Here is a 16839-nt window from a genome sequence, read left to right on the forward strand (position 1 = left end):
TGTCTCGCCTCCCGGCTCGGTCGTTGCTTAACAGGCTCCACTGGAGCCTAGCAACCTCAAGGAGAAGCCTATTTTGTTAAATAAAGAATAGTTTCTGTGCCCTTATTGATTCCCTCTGAAATCATATCAAGTACATCATCTCTCTCATAGAAAATATTCAAGCGTTCTATGCAGTTGGCAAGGCCAACACCGTTGGAATCTGCTTTTTGAGGATTGCCCTCGAAGCTACCCTCTAAAATCTTTGTGATTGTCTCGGAGGTCATGCCAATTCCATTGTCTTTTATGCTGACACAGATATAATCTCCCAGTTCATAAACCGATAAAGATATCTTTTTAGCCCATTCTATATTGCGAACACCATAGTTGATACTATTTTCAACTATAGGTTGAAGAATCATACTAGGGATTTGTACATTTAACAGGCTTTCATCCACGTTCTTTACAAACTGAATTTCACCGGCAAAACGTACATTGATTATGTAGATATAAATATCAACCAGCTCAATCTCTTCTTTTAGGGTAACAACATCCTTATTTTTCTTAATATTGTATCTAAAGAAGTTGGCTACGTTGTGCATATACTCACTGGTTCGGTCTGCCCCCTCCATCATAGCCAGCTGTGCACCAGCATTAAGGGTATTAAACAGAAAGTGGGGATTAATCTGAGACTGAAGATACTTTAGCTCTGCATCCTTAATGTGGTTTGCCATAATAAGCTCATTTTCCTTCAGCTTTCGTTCTATCTCCATGGACTCCGTCAGCTTGTTGATGTATTCCTTTAAGGAAACAACCATCTTGTTGAAGGCCATGGTCACAACACCAATCTCGTCATTGTTTTTGACTGCCGGAAGAGATACATCGAAATCACCATTAGAAACTCTATTGGCAGCTGAAGAAAGCTTAATCAATGGTTCTGTAATAGTGGAAGCAATCAATACAACGAAAGAAAGGTTTGCAAGACCAATAAGAACAAGAGTGAAAATGTTCAACTCTTCTATGGTCTGCAAGGCTGACATCATTGTGCTATATGATTTTGAGTTGTTTACAAACTGCTGATTGTTAAGGCTGGTGATGTTGGCCTCTATATAATTGTAAAGCCTTGTGGCCTTGTCATAATAGGTTTTGTATTTTTCAACGTTACCACCACGCTTGCTTTCAACCGCCTGGTTGGTATACATTACGTAGCTTCCAGAAAGCTTTTTTATATTTCGCTCAAGAACTCGATTATCATTATCATCAGTGTTATCTTCTAGTAAATCTACATTGTCTCTATAATCCTGCTCTGCGATATAGTACGCTTCCAAGGCATCACTGGTTTTGGTGCTTAAGTATCCAGTTGTAGCTGTGTGAAGCTCATCCAAAGACTGACTCATCTGATTCAGGGAATTGTTGCTGGCGTAGACTTCATTCAGACTGGCCAGCATTCTGCTGGTACCAAGATAAAGAGTCATGTTTACCATAAATAAAAGAATGGTTGGTAAACAGAAAATAATAATCATCTTTTTTCGGAGGGAGAGGGACTTGATAGCTTTTTTACTCATTGTCATTCTCCTTCTTCAAAAAGTCTTCTACGTTTTTGGAGTTGATTAGTCTTGGCTCTACGTTTATATAATCAGAAACGTAGCCTGAGTCACGATATTCCTCAAAGGCTTTTACTGCAGTCTTACCCATGCTGTCTGCATCAAGAGTAACGGTGCTCTTTATAACCCCCTGCTGAATACCGGTGTATATAGCCTGAGACTCGTAGTTTCCAAACAAAAGCACCTGACCAACCTTATTGTAATCAATCATTGATTGATAGAAGCTCTCTGTAGAAGTGGCATCCAAACATATTACAACTGGAGCCAGCTCATTCTTCATAAATAAATTCTGAATGTATTCTTCTGCTGCGAAAGCATTATTATCCTCAATTATTCTAATGTCAAACTCCAAAGGAGCATTTACAATATCCTCACCAGATAAGGCTTCCTGCATATTGTTAACAAAGTTTCCCGCAACAGTCTCATTTATGGTGTTGTCCCCAATAACCATTACATGCTTTTGCTTTGTAATGTTGTCCATAAGAGATTTTGCGTAAAGCTGTGCAATAGTATAGTTGTTTACACCAACAAAGCTGACACGTCTGCTGCCTGTTACATCATTTTCCAAAGTAATCACAGCTATTCCTTTTGAGGCTGCTGAGTTAATGAGCTCCATAGTCTGAGGATTGTCATCCCCCTCCAAGAGAATGGCGTCACAACCAGACTCTATTGCCATCTCAAGAAGCTCTTCTTTGCTGTAGTTTACGTCCACATTATCTGAGAGCAAATCCACATAGATGCCGTGGCTCTTTCCATATTCGTTGGCAGAATTGTAGACTCTCTGCCAGAAATCTGAATCGTCATCTGATGAAATCATCACTACATAGGATTCGTACTGAGAATACTTAGCCTCACGAAGTAGATTGTTAGCCTCATTCATTCTTTGTCTAAAAAAGATAAAGCTAATACATGTAGTTAAAAACATAAAAGCAACAGTGCATCCTGCTGCCACAACAAGAGCACTGCTGCTTTTTATTTTAATTTTATGCCCACCTAATTTCATTTTAACATTATCTCCCAATTACATTAGGTTAATTATATTAGAATTAGGTGGCGAAATCAACGTGTTGAACCCCTCCTGCATGACCATCTTTCTCATGAAGGAAGATTCCGGATTTACGAATTTCCGCTGAGAGCTTTTGATCATCTCCTCGCTTCATCATATCAGTATCAATTCGTCCCAGGAAAATAGCTCCTACATCAGATTCCTTCAAGCCAAAGAGCTGACGTTCACCGTTTTCTGTAACTGTCATTATTCGGAGCTTTGCAAATACAGGATCGTTCTCATCAATCCATCCATTGCCGTCTGAATCATACTCTGCCAGCTCTCCAAAACCATCTCCAGTTTTAGCTCCAAAGAGTTCCATGCCATCGTTAATCTCTCCATCTTCGTTTTTATCCAGAGCAAGGAAACCAGAGCCTTTTCCAATATTATGAATATCATCCAGCTCTCCATCTCCATCTAAATCAAACAGGAAGGTCTGATCTGCAATTGAGGTTGGACAATCATCCAGATTAATCACCAGCGGGTCAATACAATGAATGTATTTTAGGCCCTCATATTCTTCACTAAACTCTTGGGTAAAGGATTCTGACATAGCAAAGCTGTAGTTAAAGCTTAGTCGCCTGCCATCAGCGGTTATGGCAGTACCTGTTGATGAAAACTCCACTGTTTGCTCCTCATGATAAAAGTATTCTGACCTTACAGTTTGCATGTAAGTAGTGTTGGAGCCTAGTCCTCCTATAGTCTCTCCTTCACCACTATAATCCTCGCTACCATAGCCGAAGGTTTCCCTAAGCATTTGTCCCAGGGGGCTGTCCTCATCAATGTACCTACCTAGAAAAAACATTTTCAGCAGGTATTCCATGGTATGAAGTCTTACTTTTCTGTTTGCTGCAGCATTTAAGAGCGGATTTTCAGTGTCAACCTCCTTTACCTTTCCATTAGACCCTAAGGCATAATTTAGGGAAGATAGAAAGCCTTCTTCACCTATAGTGTTCTCCTTCTGGTCACCTTCTGCCCCAGCATCTTCTGCTTTTTCAATTTTGCTTCCATCCCCTAGAACCTGGATGTTTTCTAAATTGATAGCTGGTTTTGTTTCTGACTGAACAGTCAGCTTCATTTCTCTAGCGATGCTAGATTTCGAGGTCATAGAAACCTCAGAGTTTTGAATTACCATGTGCTTTCCTCCTTTGAAAAACTAATAAAACATAATGGAAGAAAGTCCTTTTTCAAGCCATCATAGAAAAAACCAGGAAAACCCGCGGGCCTTCCTGGTCTCTATGATAATCATCCGTGTAATTATATATCGGAAAAAAACTGGCCATCCTTAACCACTGAAGAGCTGTTTCTCAATAAAATAATTGAGATGTAAGCTACCACAAGTGATGCAAGGCTGCACAAGAAAAATGTGATTAGATTGTCGCCTCCTGCCGGCAAGTCCATAACTCCAATCATGTTGTAAGCCATATGAATGACTATGGTAACAATCAGATTGTCATATAGATACATTATATATCCCAAGCCAAGGCCAAGAACAAAGGCATATACCCCCTGAAGCTTGTTCATATGGAAAGCTCCAAACAAAATGGCTTGAACAAGGATTGCAAAATGTATTGGCATTACCTTTCTTGCGGCGAAGAAGGTAACACCTCTGAAGATAAACTCCTCACAGATTGGTCCAAGCAACACCGCATAAGCAATCATAATTGGTGAAATATGTTCAGCATCAAGTCCTGCTGCTTCTGTAAGGGCTTGATACTCCTCCAACCAAGCAGGAAAAGCTGAAGCTAAGGCATTCATAAGATATACAGTCACATACTGCATAGAAACAATGAAAAGCACCATACCAAGTATCATTATTCCCCAGTTGTTCACCTGCATCTTCAAGCCTGCCAGCTTGCCATCTCTGTAGGTGTTTCGAAAGATTACAAGCATAAGTATGGCAGTAACCAAAGCATACATAAGTGATACCACCGCTATGCAATCTGCACTACTGTATTTGTGAACTACATCAAGCATAAAATCAGCATAGTCAGACTTTGTGGTAATAGAAAACTCTCTAACCATTACTAACTGCATCACAATAATAGCAACAGCAGTTTGAATTACCATCGCTAGAACTGTTGGAAGAAAAATCCATGGAATATGCTTGCGTCTATCTGTGTTTGTTTGATTCATCTTGTGTCCTATCTTAATACCAGCTTATCTAAGTGCCAAATATCATCTACATATTCCTGAATAGTTCTGTCTGATGAGAACTTACCAACGTGAGCCACATTGTTAAGAGACATCTTAGCCCACTTCATCTTATCCTTGTAAGCCTCCTGAATCTTTTCATGAGTCTCACAATAAGAAGCAAAGTCCTTAAGAACGAAATATGTATCAGCTCTATCTGTACACTGAGTATTTAATAATGAGTTGTAGATTGGTCTAAACAACTCTGGGTTGTCGATGCTATAGTAGCCATTAACCAGCTGAGAAAGCACCTTCTGAATGTGGTGATTGCTGTTCATGATGTCAACAGGGTTGTAGTCTCTGTTTCTCTCATGAGCAATAACCTCATCAGAACTCATGCCAAAGATAAAGATATCCTTGCCATCCAGCTCTTGGTACATCTCCACATTGGCACCATCCATAGTTCCAATGGTAACAGCACCGTTAAGCATAAATTTCATGTTACCTGTTCCTGATGCTTCCTTTGAAGCGGTAGAAATCTGTTCAGATACATCTGCTGCTGCAAAAATCCACTCAGCATTAGAAACACGGTAATCTTCAATAAAGACAACCTTCAGCTTGTTATCAATTGACTTGTCATTGTTGATAACAGCAGAAACGTTATTTATAAGCTTAATAATAAGCTTTGCATTTTCATATCCAGCAGAAGCCTTTGCACCAAAGATGAAGGTTGTTGGATAGAAATCCTTCTCTGGATGCTCTTTTATCTCGTTGTACAGATACATAACATGAAGGATGTTAAGTAACTGACGCTTGTACTCGTGCAAACGCTTTACCTGCACATCAAAGATAGAAGAAGGATCTACATTTACGTGGTTGTGCTCCCAAATGTATTTAGCCAAACGCTTTTTATTCTCGTGCTTGATTTCCATAAATTCCTTTAATGACTTTTCATCATCAAGGTATCTTTCAAGCTTTTTCATCTGGGAAAGATCTGTAATCCATCCACGTCCAATTCTTGAAATTACCCAGTCTGAAAGTCTGTAATTTCCGTGCATCAAGAATCGACGCTGAGTAATACCATTTGTCTTGTTGTTGAACTTTTCAGGATACATCTCGTAGAAATCGTGAAGGGAAACGTTCTTCAGGATTTCAGTATGAAGAGCCGCAACACCGTTTACACTATAGCTGGCTGCGATTGCCATATGAGCCATCTTAACCTGACCATCAGCAAGGATTGCCATACGATGAACTCTCTCATCATCTCCAGGGAACTTAGCCTTGATTTCCTCACAGAAGCGACGATTAATCTCTTCAACAATCATGTATACACGTGGAAGAAGACCTTTGAAAATCTCCTCTGGCCACTTTTCAAGAGCCTCGGCCATGATTGTATGGTTGGTGTAAGCAACACAGTGAGTAGTAACCTCCCAAGCCTCGTCCCAACCAAGTCCATGCTCATCCATAAGAAGGCGCATAAGCTCAGCAACCGTAAGAGTTGGGTGCGTATCGTTCATCTGGAATACAACCTTTTCAGGCAAACGCATAATATCACTGTGATAGCGCAGATACTTTGCAATAGCACGCTGTAATGAAGCGGATACAAAGAAGTACTGCTGCTTTAAACGCAATTCCTTACCTTGAACATGATTATCATTAGGATAAAGAACCTCTGTAAGGTTACGAGCCAGGTTCATATCCTCAACTGCCTTGTCATAGTCACCACGCTCAAAGGACGCAAGTCTAAAGACTTCCTTTGGCTTAGCATCCCAAATCATAAGGGTGTTAACCATACCATTATCGAAGCCTGTAATTGGCATATCGTATGGTGTAGCAATTACAGAATTGTAGCCCTCGTGAATATATTTAGTAGAGCCATCTGGCTGATTCTCATAACGAACCCAGCCTCCAAACTTTACTTCAAATTCATACTCTGAACGCTCAAGCTCGAAAGGATAACGAGTCTGAAGCCAATCATCAGGAACCTCTTCCTGGAAGCCGTCGTTAATCTTTTGCTTGAACATACCATAGTGATAACGAATGCCACATCCATAAGCTGGATATTGCAGGGTTGCCAAAGAATCCAAGAAGCAAGCCGCCAATCGTCCCAAACCACCATTACCAAGGGCTGGGTCAGGCTCCTGATCCTCGATGAGATTAATATCTACATCAAGATCAGCAAGCGCATCCATGACCTCAGTGTAACCACGCATGTTGATCATGTTGTTGCCTAACATACGTCCAATCAAAAACTCCATGGACATATAGTAAACGCACTTTGGATCCTGCTTCGTAAACTCCTTTTGAGTTGTAAGCCAGTTGTCAATAACCACGTCATTAACAACTTCGGAGCAAGCTCGATAAATCTCCTCCTCTGTGGCTTCCTCAAATTCCTTTCGGAACATGCTCTTCACACGGTCCTTAATTTCACGCTCAATTTCTTTAGTGCTTGGCATCTGCCTCTTCATATCTCGTCCCCCTCCGTCTCGTTCACTCGCTGGTTACGTTCACAAGCCTTAGTGTCTCTCCGTTCAGCGTAGAATGCTTCACTTGAGAGACCTAAGAGCTTGTTACCTACCAGCTATTGTTAATCTGTTTAGATAGGCCGTAGTGGACAACCTCTGAGTGTTAGTTTTTGCAGAATATAGCGAAAGCGATTGCAAAAACTAATATCTCAGGATTGTACACGTAACGGCCGAGATAATACCTACGCATTACGGTTAGCCGTGACTAGCGAGATATTACCTACGTGTTACGGTTAACGTAACGGCCGAGCTATTACTTACGTGTTACCGATAACGTTACTTTCTCGCCGTTGATGTTCCACTCTTTTACGTGGTCACCAGAAGTGCCCTCGAGGATTTCATCAGCAAGAACCTCGCCTGCGATTGCATCGCGGTTCTTAGCGAAGATTCCGTTGGCTTTCTCAGTTCCTGAGTAAGCTACGACGATGCGATCCATAACTTCGAAGTCTGCTTCCTTACGCATTGTCTGAATCTTAGATACGATTTCACGTACGAAGCCTTCCTCAAGAAGCTCTTCTGAAAGATTTGTATCGAGAACTACTGTTACGTAGTTGTCTCCATCTGCTACGAAGCCCTCTGTCTGAGCCATAGAGATAAGTAAGTCTTCCTCTGCAAGCTCGATAGATGCGTCAACCTCAGGCAATTTTAATACCCCATTTGCCTTAAGTTCTGCGTAAGCTGCATTGCCATCAAGAGATGAAAGTGCCTTTTGAATTCCACCGAGGAACTTGCCATACTTAGGACCTACAGTACGAAGCTGTGGCTTAAATGAGTATGATGTGAATGATGAAACATCATCTGTAAAGGTAGCCTTCTTAACGTTAAGCTCATCCTCGATGATTGAAACATACATCTCATCAAGCTCATGCTCAGCCTTGATGTACATCTGTCCGATTGGCTGACGGTTCTTGATGTTTGCTGTGTTACGGCATGCACGTCCGTGAACAACAATCTTGAGAAGCTCATCCATGTCTTCCTCAAGCTTCTTGTCAATGAACTGCTCATTTACAACTGGGAAGTCGCAAAGATGGATAGACTCTGGTGCTGTCTTATCTACTGAGCGAACCATGTTCTGGTAGATTTCCTCTGTCATGAATGGAATCATTGGTGCTGCTGCAAGAGCGATATCCTTAAGGCATGTATAAAGAGTCATGTAAGCATTAATCTTGTCCTGCTCCATTCCCTTTGCCCAGAATCTGTCACGGCAACGACGAACATACCAGTTTGACATGTCATCTACGAACTCATCAAGAGCACGTGCTGCCTCTGGGATCTTGTATGAACCAAGGTTCTCATCAACTGCCTTGATTGCTGAATTAAGACGAGAAAGAATCCACTTGTCCATAACTGCAAGCTTGCTAAAGTCAAGCTCGTACTTTGTAGAATCAAACTCATCAATATTTGCATATAAGATATAGAAAGCGTATGTATTCCAAAGTGTTCCAAGGAACTTTCTCTGGCCTTCCATAACTGCATTCTCACCAAATCTCTTTGGAATCCATGGTGCTGAAGATGTGTAGAAGTACCATCTGATAGCATCTGCGCCCATCTTCTCAAGTGCGTCGAATGGATCTACAGCGTTACCCTTAGACTTAGACATCTTCTGACCGTTCTCATCCTGAACGTGACCAAGTACGATAACGTTCTCATAAGGAGCCTTGTTGAAGAGAAGTGTTGACTCTGCCATAAGTGAGTAGAACCAACCACGAGTCTGGTCAACAGCCTCTGAAATGAACTTAGCAGGGAACTGCTGCTCAAAGACTTCCTTATTCTCGAATGGATAGTGATGCTGAGCGAATGGCATTGCACCTGAATCGAACCAGCAGTCAATAACCTCAGGTACACGCTTCATTGTGCCATTACACTCAGGACATGTACATGTAACCTCGTCGATATATGGACGGTGAAGCTCGATAGATTCTGCATCAGCGCGGCCTGAAAGCTCTGCAAGCTCCTTGCGGCTTCCGATTGAAATCTGCTTGCCACAGTCTGGGCACTCCCAAATGTTAAGTGGAGTTCCCCAATATCTGTTACGTGAGATACCCCAATCCTGAACGTTCTCAAGCCAATCTCCGAAACGTCCCTTACCGATAGAATCAGGAATCCAGTTTACAGTGTTGTTATTTTTAATCAGGTCATCCTTAACCTCTGTCATCTTGATGAACCATGATTCTCTAGCGTAGTAGATAAGTGGAGTATCGCATCTCCAGCAGTGTGGATACTCATGCTCAAACTTAGGTGCTTCGAAGAGCTGTCCCTTAGCATCCAAATCCTTAAGTACGTTTGGATCAGCATCCTTAACGAACTGACCAGCATAAGGTGTCTCTTCTGTAAGCTCACCCTTGCCATCTACGAACTGAACGAATGGAAGGTCATATTTACGTCCAACCTTTGCATCGTCCTCACCAAATGCAGGAGCGATATGTACGATACCAGTACCATCTGACATTGTTACGTAGTCATCACATACTACGAAGTGTGCCTTCTTGTGCTGCTTTTCTGCTGCAACGCCTGCGCACTCGAAAAGTGGCTCATATTCCTTGTACTCAAGGTCTGTACCCTTGTAAGTCTCAAGAACTTCGTAAGCCTTAGCACCCTCTTCCTCAGCAAGCTTGCCAAGTACCTTGTCAGCAAGTGCCTCTGCAAGGATGTATGTGTAGCCATCAGCTGCCTTAACTCTGATATATGTCTCAACAGGGTTTACGCAAAGTGCAAGGTTTGATGGAAGTGTCCATGGTGTAGTTGTCCAAGCAAGGAAGTAAGCATCCTCTCCCTTGATTTTGAAACGAGCGATTGCTGAGCGCTCCTTAACTGTCTTGTAGCCCTGAGCAACCTCCTGTGCTGAAAGTGGAGTACCACAACGAGGACAATATGGAACGATTTTAAAGCCCTTGTAAAGAAGCTTCTTATCCCAGATTGTCTTAAGTGCCCACCACTCAGACTCGATGAAATTGTCATCGTAGGTAATGTAAGGATTGTCCATGTCTGCCCAGAAACCAACTGTGCCAGAGAAGTCCTCCCACATTCCCTTGTATTTCCATACGGATTCCTTACATTGCTTAATGAAAGGCTCCATACCGTATTCTTCAATCTGTTCTTTTCCATTAAGACCAAGAAGCTTTTCAACCTCAAGCTCTACTGGAAGACCATGTGTATCCCAACCAGCCTTACGAGGAACGAACTTGCCCTTCATTGTCTGGTATCTAGGAATCATGTCCTTAATGGCACGAGTCTCAACATGACCAATGTGAGGCTTGCCGTTTGCTGTTGGAGGGCCATCATAGAATGTGTAGGTCTCTCCCTCTTTTCTAGAATCCATTGACTTCTGGAAGATATCGTTTTCCTCCCAGAACTTGAGCACTTGCTTTTCGCGCTCAACGAAATTTAAACTTGCGTCTACTTTGTTGTACATATAAAGTAATTCCTTTCTATGAGGATATGCTTTCTCGTCACATATCCCTTCTCTTATTTTATATTGTAAAAACTCTGAAGCTGGTTAGACTTCAGATTTCTAACCTAGATTAAAGTGTTTCATCCTCCTGAAGAGATGGTTCTGTCTCTAACAAGTTTTCATACTCATTATAGAGCTCATCCAAATCTTCATAATCTTCGCCATAGTTGTACTCATATTGATAATAAAGATTTGGATCATCCATGTATTCATCAAACATGTTTACAACGTTATTTACATTGCTGATTATGAGCACCCAAGAAATGGCAAAGAGCACAATGGATAAGATAGATGTGACAATACCAACAATAGCCAAGCCACGTCCCTTCTTGTTAGGTCTTCCTGCATTTGATGTCAGAAAGATAATGCCAAGTACTATAGAAACAATTGATGTAATAATATTTAAACCAAAAAGAAAAAATACTAATGAAAGAAGGCCCAAAACCAAGGCAGTTACTGCCAAACCATAATTAATTGGCTGATTGCTATCATCTGTCTGCTGATAGACTGGCCCCTGATAATAATATCCAGAATTTCCGTATTCTTCGTACATGTTTTCTCCTATAAAATATACTTCACCTAATCTTAAATATTCTAACCTTTATTCAAGACAATTACAAGAGAACTGTCCCTAATTTACAGCTATTCTGTCTACTAAAAAAGGCCTAGGGGAATCCCTAGACCTTTAAACTATAAATTTGATTTAATAGAACCAGCACATATGTCTGTTATATACCAATTTCTTTTGATCTGAACCATCAGAATAGAAGTAGTTGCGCATACCCTCTCTTGCGAACACACCATGAGGAAGATCAAGCATTTCTATATCCCTTTCATCCTCCAATGGATAATAACCCTTCATTTCTCCGTCCTTTCCGTAAAGCATATAGTTTACGAAAGGATCACAAGCAATGTTTGCGCCATACTCCTCGTTGTATTCAACATCAGTGTCGATAAGTATGTATTCTTCTTTGTCTCTATTGTAGTAATAGAGACTAGCATCTCCTGTATATATAAATAAATCACGTCCGTCAGCACTTACGCAGTAATCAACTACTCGATTTGCATCATATACAACATATGTCTCTACATTAGTCAAGTTGATTTTATCCATTAGAAGCACGCCATTTTCAATGTACAATAGTCTGCAGCTAGAAAAATAATCAGTGCCTGGCTCTGTTGTTTTATGGGTAAGCTCTACAGCTTCAACGTATGTTCCACTTACAATGATGAAATATTGGTTGCCCTTTTTATCATTAATAACAACAGATTGTATATCATCATAGGATTGATAACCATCTGCAAATCCTCGCTTAGTAATACATCCTTTGTGTGAAATGCTATCAAGTCCAGTATCTAATACAAGGGTAGCTTCATCTATATTGTAACTGTCTGCAAAATAATATAATTCATCACCACTAACAATAAGTATTTTATTTCTACCAAATGTATAGTACTCATCGTAATCACCCTGATAGATTGACTTTACCTCGTCCTTATTCTGGAATTTTATTGTTTGGGTATCCTTGTCAAGATAAAAGAGACCATCATCAATTATACCATCGGCAAGTGGTACACAGTTTCCCTCCACTAATACATGCTCCTCGGCAGTATAATCATTACCAGTACGGTAAGCATCTTCTGGCACCGTAGATTCGCATAGAGCAAGTTTACCATCTACATTTTTCTGATAATAGAAATGAACTTCTTTTCCACATCCTCCATCAAAGGTAAAACCTATAGATGATGCTACAACGTTAGTTGCAATTTCTGTAACCTTATCCCGAAGGGAGTCTTCACAATAAAGTGTGCCAACATTAGGATCCTCTTCTGATGCAATTACATAGATTGTATTGTATTCATCAATGGCTGTTGGGCAACATGCTTTATCATCCAGCTGGTGGAAGCCCTCTGAAAACTGATTAAAGATATAGCATTTACCGTCACAGATAATTGCATTATTTTGGTTTTCATAGGTCTGAAAATACTCGAATTCCTTATCGCTAAGAGGATTTTCCTCAAAGGATTTCCCCTCTAATTCCATAGTATCCTCACGGCAATATGCAGCGAATTTGCTTCCTTCAAAAATTATGAAATCATCACCACCAGGCCATTCACTCTGAGTGTCCATGAAATCATATCTTTCAAGATCTTCATAGTATTCTGGATGGAACTCTCCCTCAGGGATTTTCACTTTACCTGAATGGCCTTCAGAAGACTTGTCATCCTTTTCCTGCTGAACAGTTTCAATACCGATGTCATCCTTGTGGGCTCCGAAGAACTTTCCTACTAATTTAAAGCCAATAACACAGGCTGAAATAAGAGCTATAACAGCAATTACTATTATAATTACAAGAGCAACTGGGAACCCTTTTTTAGCAGGTTTGACAGTTGCTGTTGTCTGATTTACAGGCATTGAAGCAGCCTGCTGTGGTGCTGCAGGTTGTGTCTCCGCAGCTTTTGGTTCAGTTGGAATTGAAGTGGCAGGTACTTTTGCTCCGCAGTTTTCGCAGAACATATCCCCCGGCTTTAATTCCTTTCCGCAATTTTCACAAAACATTTTTTCATTATTCTCCTAAATTATATAAAAAAAGCCTCCCCTCACGGGGAGGCATAAAAGCTTTTTAGAAATCTGTAAGGTTTGCAGCACGTCTCTCAAGGAATGCGCCCATGCCCTCTGCCTTATCGTGTGTAGAGCATGTGATTCCGAAGAGGTTAGCCTCCATCTCAACAGCGTTCTTGATATCCATATCGTAACCGTTGTTGATAGCAGCCTTTGCGATAGATACTGCATAGCTTCCCTTTGAAGCAATCTTCTTAGCCATAGCCTTAGCTGTGTCCATAAGCTCCTCAGCTGGAACTACCTTGTTTACAAGGCCAATTCTGTATGCCTCGTTAGCATCGATAGAATCGCATGTGAAGATAAGCTCCTTAGCGCGTCCCATACCAACAAGACGAGCAAGTCTCTGTGTACCACCGAAACCTGGGATGATACCAAGACCACACTCTGGCTGACCAAATGTTGCATTCTCAGAAGCGATGCGGATATCACAAGCCATAGAAATCTCACATCCACCACCAAGAGCAAATCCGTTAACTGCACAGATTGTAACCTGTCTCATGTTCATGAGCTTGAAGAATGGAACTGAAGCTCTCATACCAAATGCACGTGCCTCTGCTGCTGTAAAGTTAACCATCTCTGAAATATCAGCACCAGCAACAAATGACTTGAATGCGTTATCCTTCTTATCAGGACCACCTGTAAGAATAAGTACCTTTACATCATCTCTAGCCTCGATCTCTGTAAGTGCAACGTTTAACTCATCAAGAGTCTCGCTGTTAAGTGCATTAAGTGCTGCTGGACGTGAAATTGTAAGAACGGCAATCTCATCAGCAACCTCAAGCTTTAAATTGTTGAATTCGCTCATCGTAATCCTCCTCTTTTGGGTTCTCCCCAATTTTTTTCTCATGTATAATATAATAAATTATTGTTAAATCTTTGTCAAACCTAATAATAATCTATCATACCTCTTAATGATGCTTCTTCATCTTTTCTTTATTTTTGTACATATTTGCATCTGCACGCTGGAAAACATCCGCAACAAATCTATCATTTTCATTTATAGAAAAACCTGTTGCAATGGTAACCTTACCCTTCTTTTCATTAATAGAATTAATGGAGTTGATGTTGTCGATAATAGCATCCATGTTAGCGTAATCTCTCCCCTGAACAATGGCACAAAACTCATCTCCACCAATACGATATACAGGGCTGTGAGCAAAAGCCGTACATATAATAGAACAGCCTTCTTTAATATAAGCATCACCAGCCTGATGTCCCATTGTATCGTTGACGTGCTTCAAGCCGTTAAGGTCAAATACAACAATTGCAAAGGCTAGCGGATTGCCTTCTTTAATAAGATCGTTCAAAGCAATTTCTGCATCCACATAGGCATGCTTATTCTTAACTCCTGTAAGCTCATCCCTTGAGGCTCTATCCTCGGCGGCAAGCAGATTCTCTGCATACTCCAGTTCTTTTTTTACCTGCTTATCCACATTCAATAGACCAATAATTAAGCGTGGTCCATCAAGCTCCTCTACCAAAGCAGCCTTCATACATACATATTTAGGCATTCCGTTTAAAATCAATCTATAGTTTAATACAAACAAACCTGAATTTGATATCCGTTCAAGAATAGTCTTCTTGTCAAAATTCTTAATATACGCCTCCAAATCCTCAGCGTATACTGCATCCTTACTCTTCTTTCTTGCGGTCTCAAAGAAATTTTCGCCAGCGTCCTCTAAATCAAGTTTTTCAAATTCTTGACTGGTCTTATATTTGATATAGTTGTCTGTATTAGGATCAATTGCATATATGCACAAGAAATCTCCTGAAAGAGCGGAAATACGAGAGAAAGTGATACGCTCTTCCTTGATTCGTTCCATTGTTTCTTTGTTCTTCATCTGTGCATCTACATTGTTGATTCCAATGATGATTTTATTTGCACCAGTTCTGATTTTTACAGCCTTTAGCATTACATAAGTAGGCTTTTCATCATTTATTATTCTATAGGTTAGTGAATATGTGCCACATTCTTTAATCTGCTGGATAACGGCCTCTTTACTAAAAGATGCATTGAATAATTCCAGGTCATCCCTATAAAGCATTTTTTGAGCATCATTTTTTGATATATCGAAGAAATCTGTTCCTTTTCTTTCAACGGTCACATCCCTATTAGAACCATCTGGACTGTATTGAACATATTCATCAGTATCCAAATCTACAAAAAACAGAGTAATATAATCCTCTGAAAGAGCTCTAGCAATATAGTTGTAAGTAAGTGTATCATTTGCAGGCTGTTGTTCTGTAACTGAAAGTATAACTATCGCTACAGCATTCATACCAGTTTCTGGATTTTGAGCAATCTTTTGAATGAAGAGCTGTACCATTTTTCCGTCCTTGGTACGGTCTTCAACGATTTTTCTACCACCTTCCATAGCACAATGTCGAACAGAATTTAGCGCATAATAACCTACTGAACGTTCATGTCCTTCAAAATAATAGGTTTCAAAAACTGCATTCGTAAAGAAGTTACCTTCCAAAAATATTCTGAACTGTTTATTACCACGAACAAAGGAAAGTTTTTCGTTATTTACCTCAACTATAGCCATTGGCAAGGTGTCAAAATAGTCATCCAGACTATCATCAGTAGCTCTAGCAAAGGACAAGTCATAAAGACTGATTTTGCCAACAGTAGAGTAATAATCTGTTTCCTTAGGATTCTCAAAACCTATAGCCTTACCCTCTCTATATCTGGCAAAAATCTGCTCTCTGGTAACTGGCTTACAATAATGGAAGCCCTGAAGCTTTGAACAGCCAACATCCTTCAGGAATCGAACCTGCGCCTCATCTTCAACACCCTCAGCGACAGTGTCAACGCCTATTGCCATGGCCATCCTTACCATTTCAGTAACAACGACTTTTATGGAATCCTCATTGAGCCGATTAATAATTCCAATATTAATCTTAACAAGGTCAAAATCCATAGCTTGCATAAGAAGTGGAGCTGAATCTCCGCAACCATAGTCATCCATCCATATCTTAAAACCTAATCGAGCAAACTCCTTGAGCTGACCAATAACATATTCATTATTTCTGCCGATAGCACTTTCCGCTATCCCAATTGCAATCATTTCAGGCGCAATATTACTAGCCTGAACGCGTTTATAAACTTCGTCAACTATATCGCAGGCATAGAAATCTATTTGAGAAAGATTAATAGCATTAGGAACAACATAAAGACCACCTTCAGTTTGAGCCTGCAACTTATCAAGAACTTGTTCTAAAACATACAAATCAAGTTTATGCACCAAGTTCACAGCCTCTAAAACAGGGATAAACTCCATAGGATTTAAACAGCCCATAATTGGATCATCCCATCGAACCAAAGCTTCCTCATCACAAACCCTTCCATTAGAAGATCTTATGATAGGCTGGTAATAAACCTCAATCCACCCCTCCTCCAAAGCTCGGTCAAAGTTTTCAATTAAATACTTACTCTTGTCAAATGTTGTTTCCTTAGATATCATCCGCCAAATGCCCCC

Annotated in this window: 10 protein-coding genes; all 10 read right to left on the reverse strand. The window is 40.5% G+C overall.

From position 1 onward, the window contains the following. Nucleotides 1–68: 68 nt before the first annotated feature. Nucleotides 69–1541, reverse strand: coding sequence for a sensor histidine kinase (locus BLR54_RS05560; protein WP_242871204.1), 1473 nt, complete (start codon nucleotides 1539–1541; stop codon nucleotides 69–71). Continuing rightward, on the reverse strand, nucleotides 1534–2583 hold the full coding sequence (locus BLR54_RS05565; protein ID WP_090417885.1) for a sugar ABC transporter substrate-binding protein: 1050 nt from the start codon (nucleotides 2581–2583) through the stop codon (nucleotides 1534–1536). The genes BLR54_RS05560 and BLR54_RS05565 overlap by 8 nt, the downstream gene beginning before the upstream one ends. Before the next feature lie 43 nt (nucleotides 2584–2626). After that, nucleotides 2627–3760 (reverse strand): hypothetical protein, encoded by a 1134-nt coding sequence (locus BLR54_RS05570; protein ID WP_090417888.1) that lies wholly within the window; start codon nucleotides 3758–3760, stop codon nucleotides 2627–2629. 122 nt (nucleotides 3761–3882) lie between these two features. Continuing rightward, nucleotides 3883–4761 carry a CPBP family intramembrane glutamic endopeptidase gene (locus BLR54_RS05575; RefSeq protein WP_090417891.1) on the reverse strand — a complete coding sequence of 293 codons (879 nt, stop codon included), beginning with the start codon at nucleotides 4759–4761 and terminating at the stop codon, nucleotides 3883–3885. An 8-nt stretch (nucleotides 4762–4769) separates the two neighbouring features. Next, the gene (locus BLR54_RS05580; RefSeq protein WP_090417894.1) at nucleotides 4770–7226 is read right to left on the reverse strand and encodes a glycogen/starch/alpha-glucan phosphorylase; all 2457 of its coding nucleotides are present in this window, start codon (nucleotides 7224–7226) and stop codon (nucleotides 4770–4772) included. Between the two features lie 310 nt (nucleotides 7227–7536). Further along, complete coding sequence (gene ileS, locus BLR54_RS05585; RefSeq protein ID WP_090417897.1) at nucleotides 7537–10695, reverse strand: isoleucine--tRNA ligase; 3159 nt, start codon at nucleotides 10693–10695, stop codon at nucleotides 7537–7539. Nucleotides 10696–10804: 109 nt separating this feature from the next. Beyond that, on the reverse strand, nucleotides 10805–11287 hold the full coding sequence (locus BLR54_RS05590; protein WP_090417900.1) for a DUF4190 domain-containing protein: 483 nt from the start codon (nucleotides 11285–11287) through the stop codon (nucleotides 10805–10807). 150 nt (nucleotides 11288–11437) lie between these two features. After that, nucleotides 11438–13294 (reverse strand): zinc ribbon domain-containing protein, encoded by a 1857-nt coding sequence (locus BLR54_RS05595; protein WP_090417903.1) that lies wholly within the window; start codon nucleotides 13292–13294, stop codon nucleotides 11438–11440. Between the two features lie 64 nt (nucleotides 13295–13358). After that, nucleotides 13359–14162: an enoyl-CoA hydratase-related protein gene (locus BLR54_RS05600; protein WP_090417906.1), complete on the reverse strand. Its 804-nt coding sequence runs from the start codon at nucleotides 14160–14162 to the stop codon at nucleotides 13359–13361. Between the two features lie 103 nt (nucleotides 14163–14265). Further along, nucleotides 14266–16824 carry a bifunctional diguanylate cyclase/phosphodiesterase gene (locus tag BLR54_RS05605; protein WP_090417908.1) on the reverse strand — a complete coding sequence of 853 codons (2559 nt, stop codon included), beginning with the start codon at nucleotides 16822–16824 and terminating at the stop codon, nucleotides 14266–14268. Between the last annotated feature and the right edge of the window lie 15 nt (nucleotides 16825–16839).

It is taken from the genome of Pseudobutyrivibrio sp. YE44 (assembly GCF_900104335.1).
Classification (GTDB): Bacteria; Bacillota; Clostridia; order Lachnospirales; family Lachnospiraceae; genus Pseudobutyrivibrio.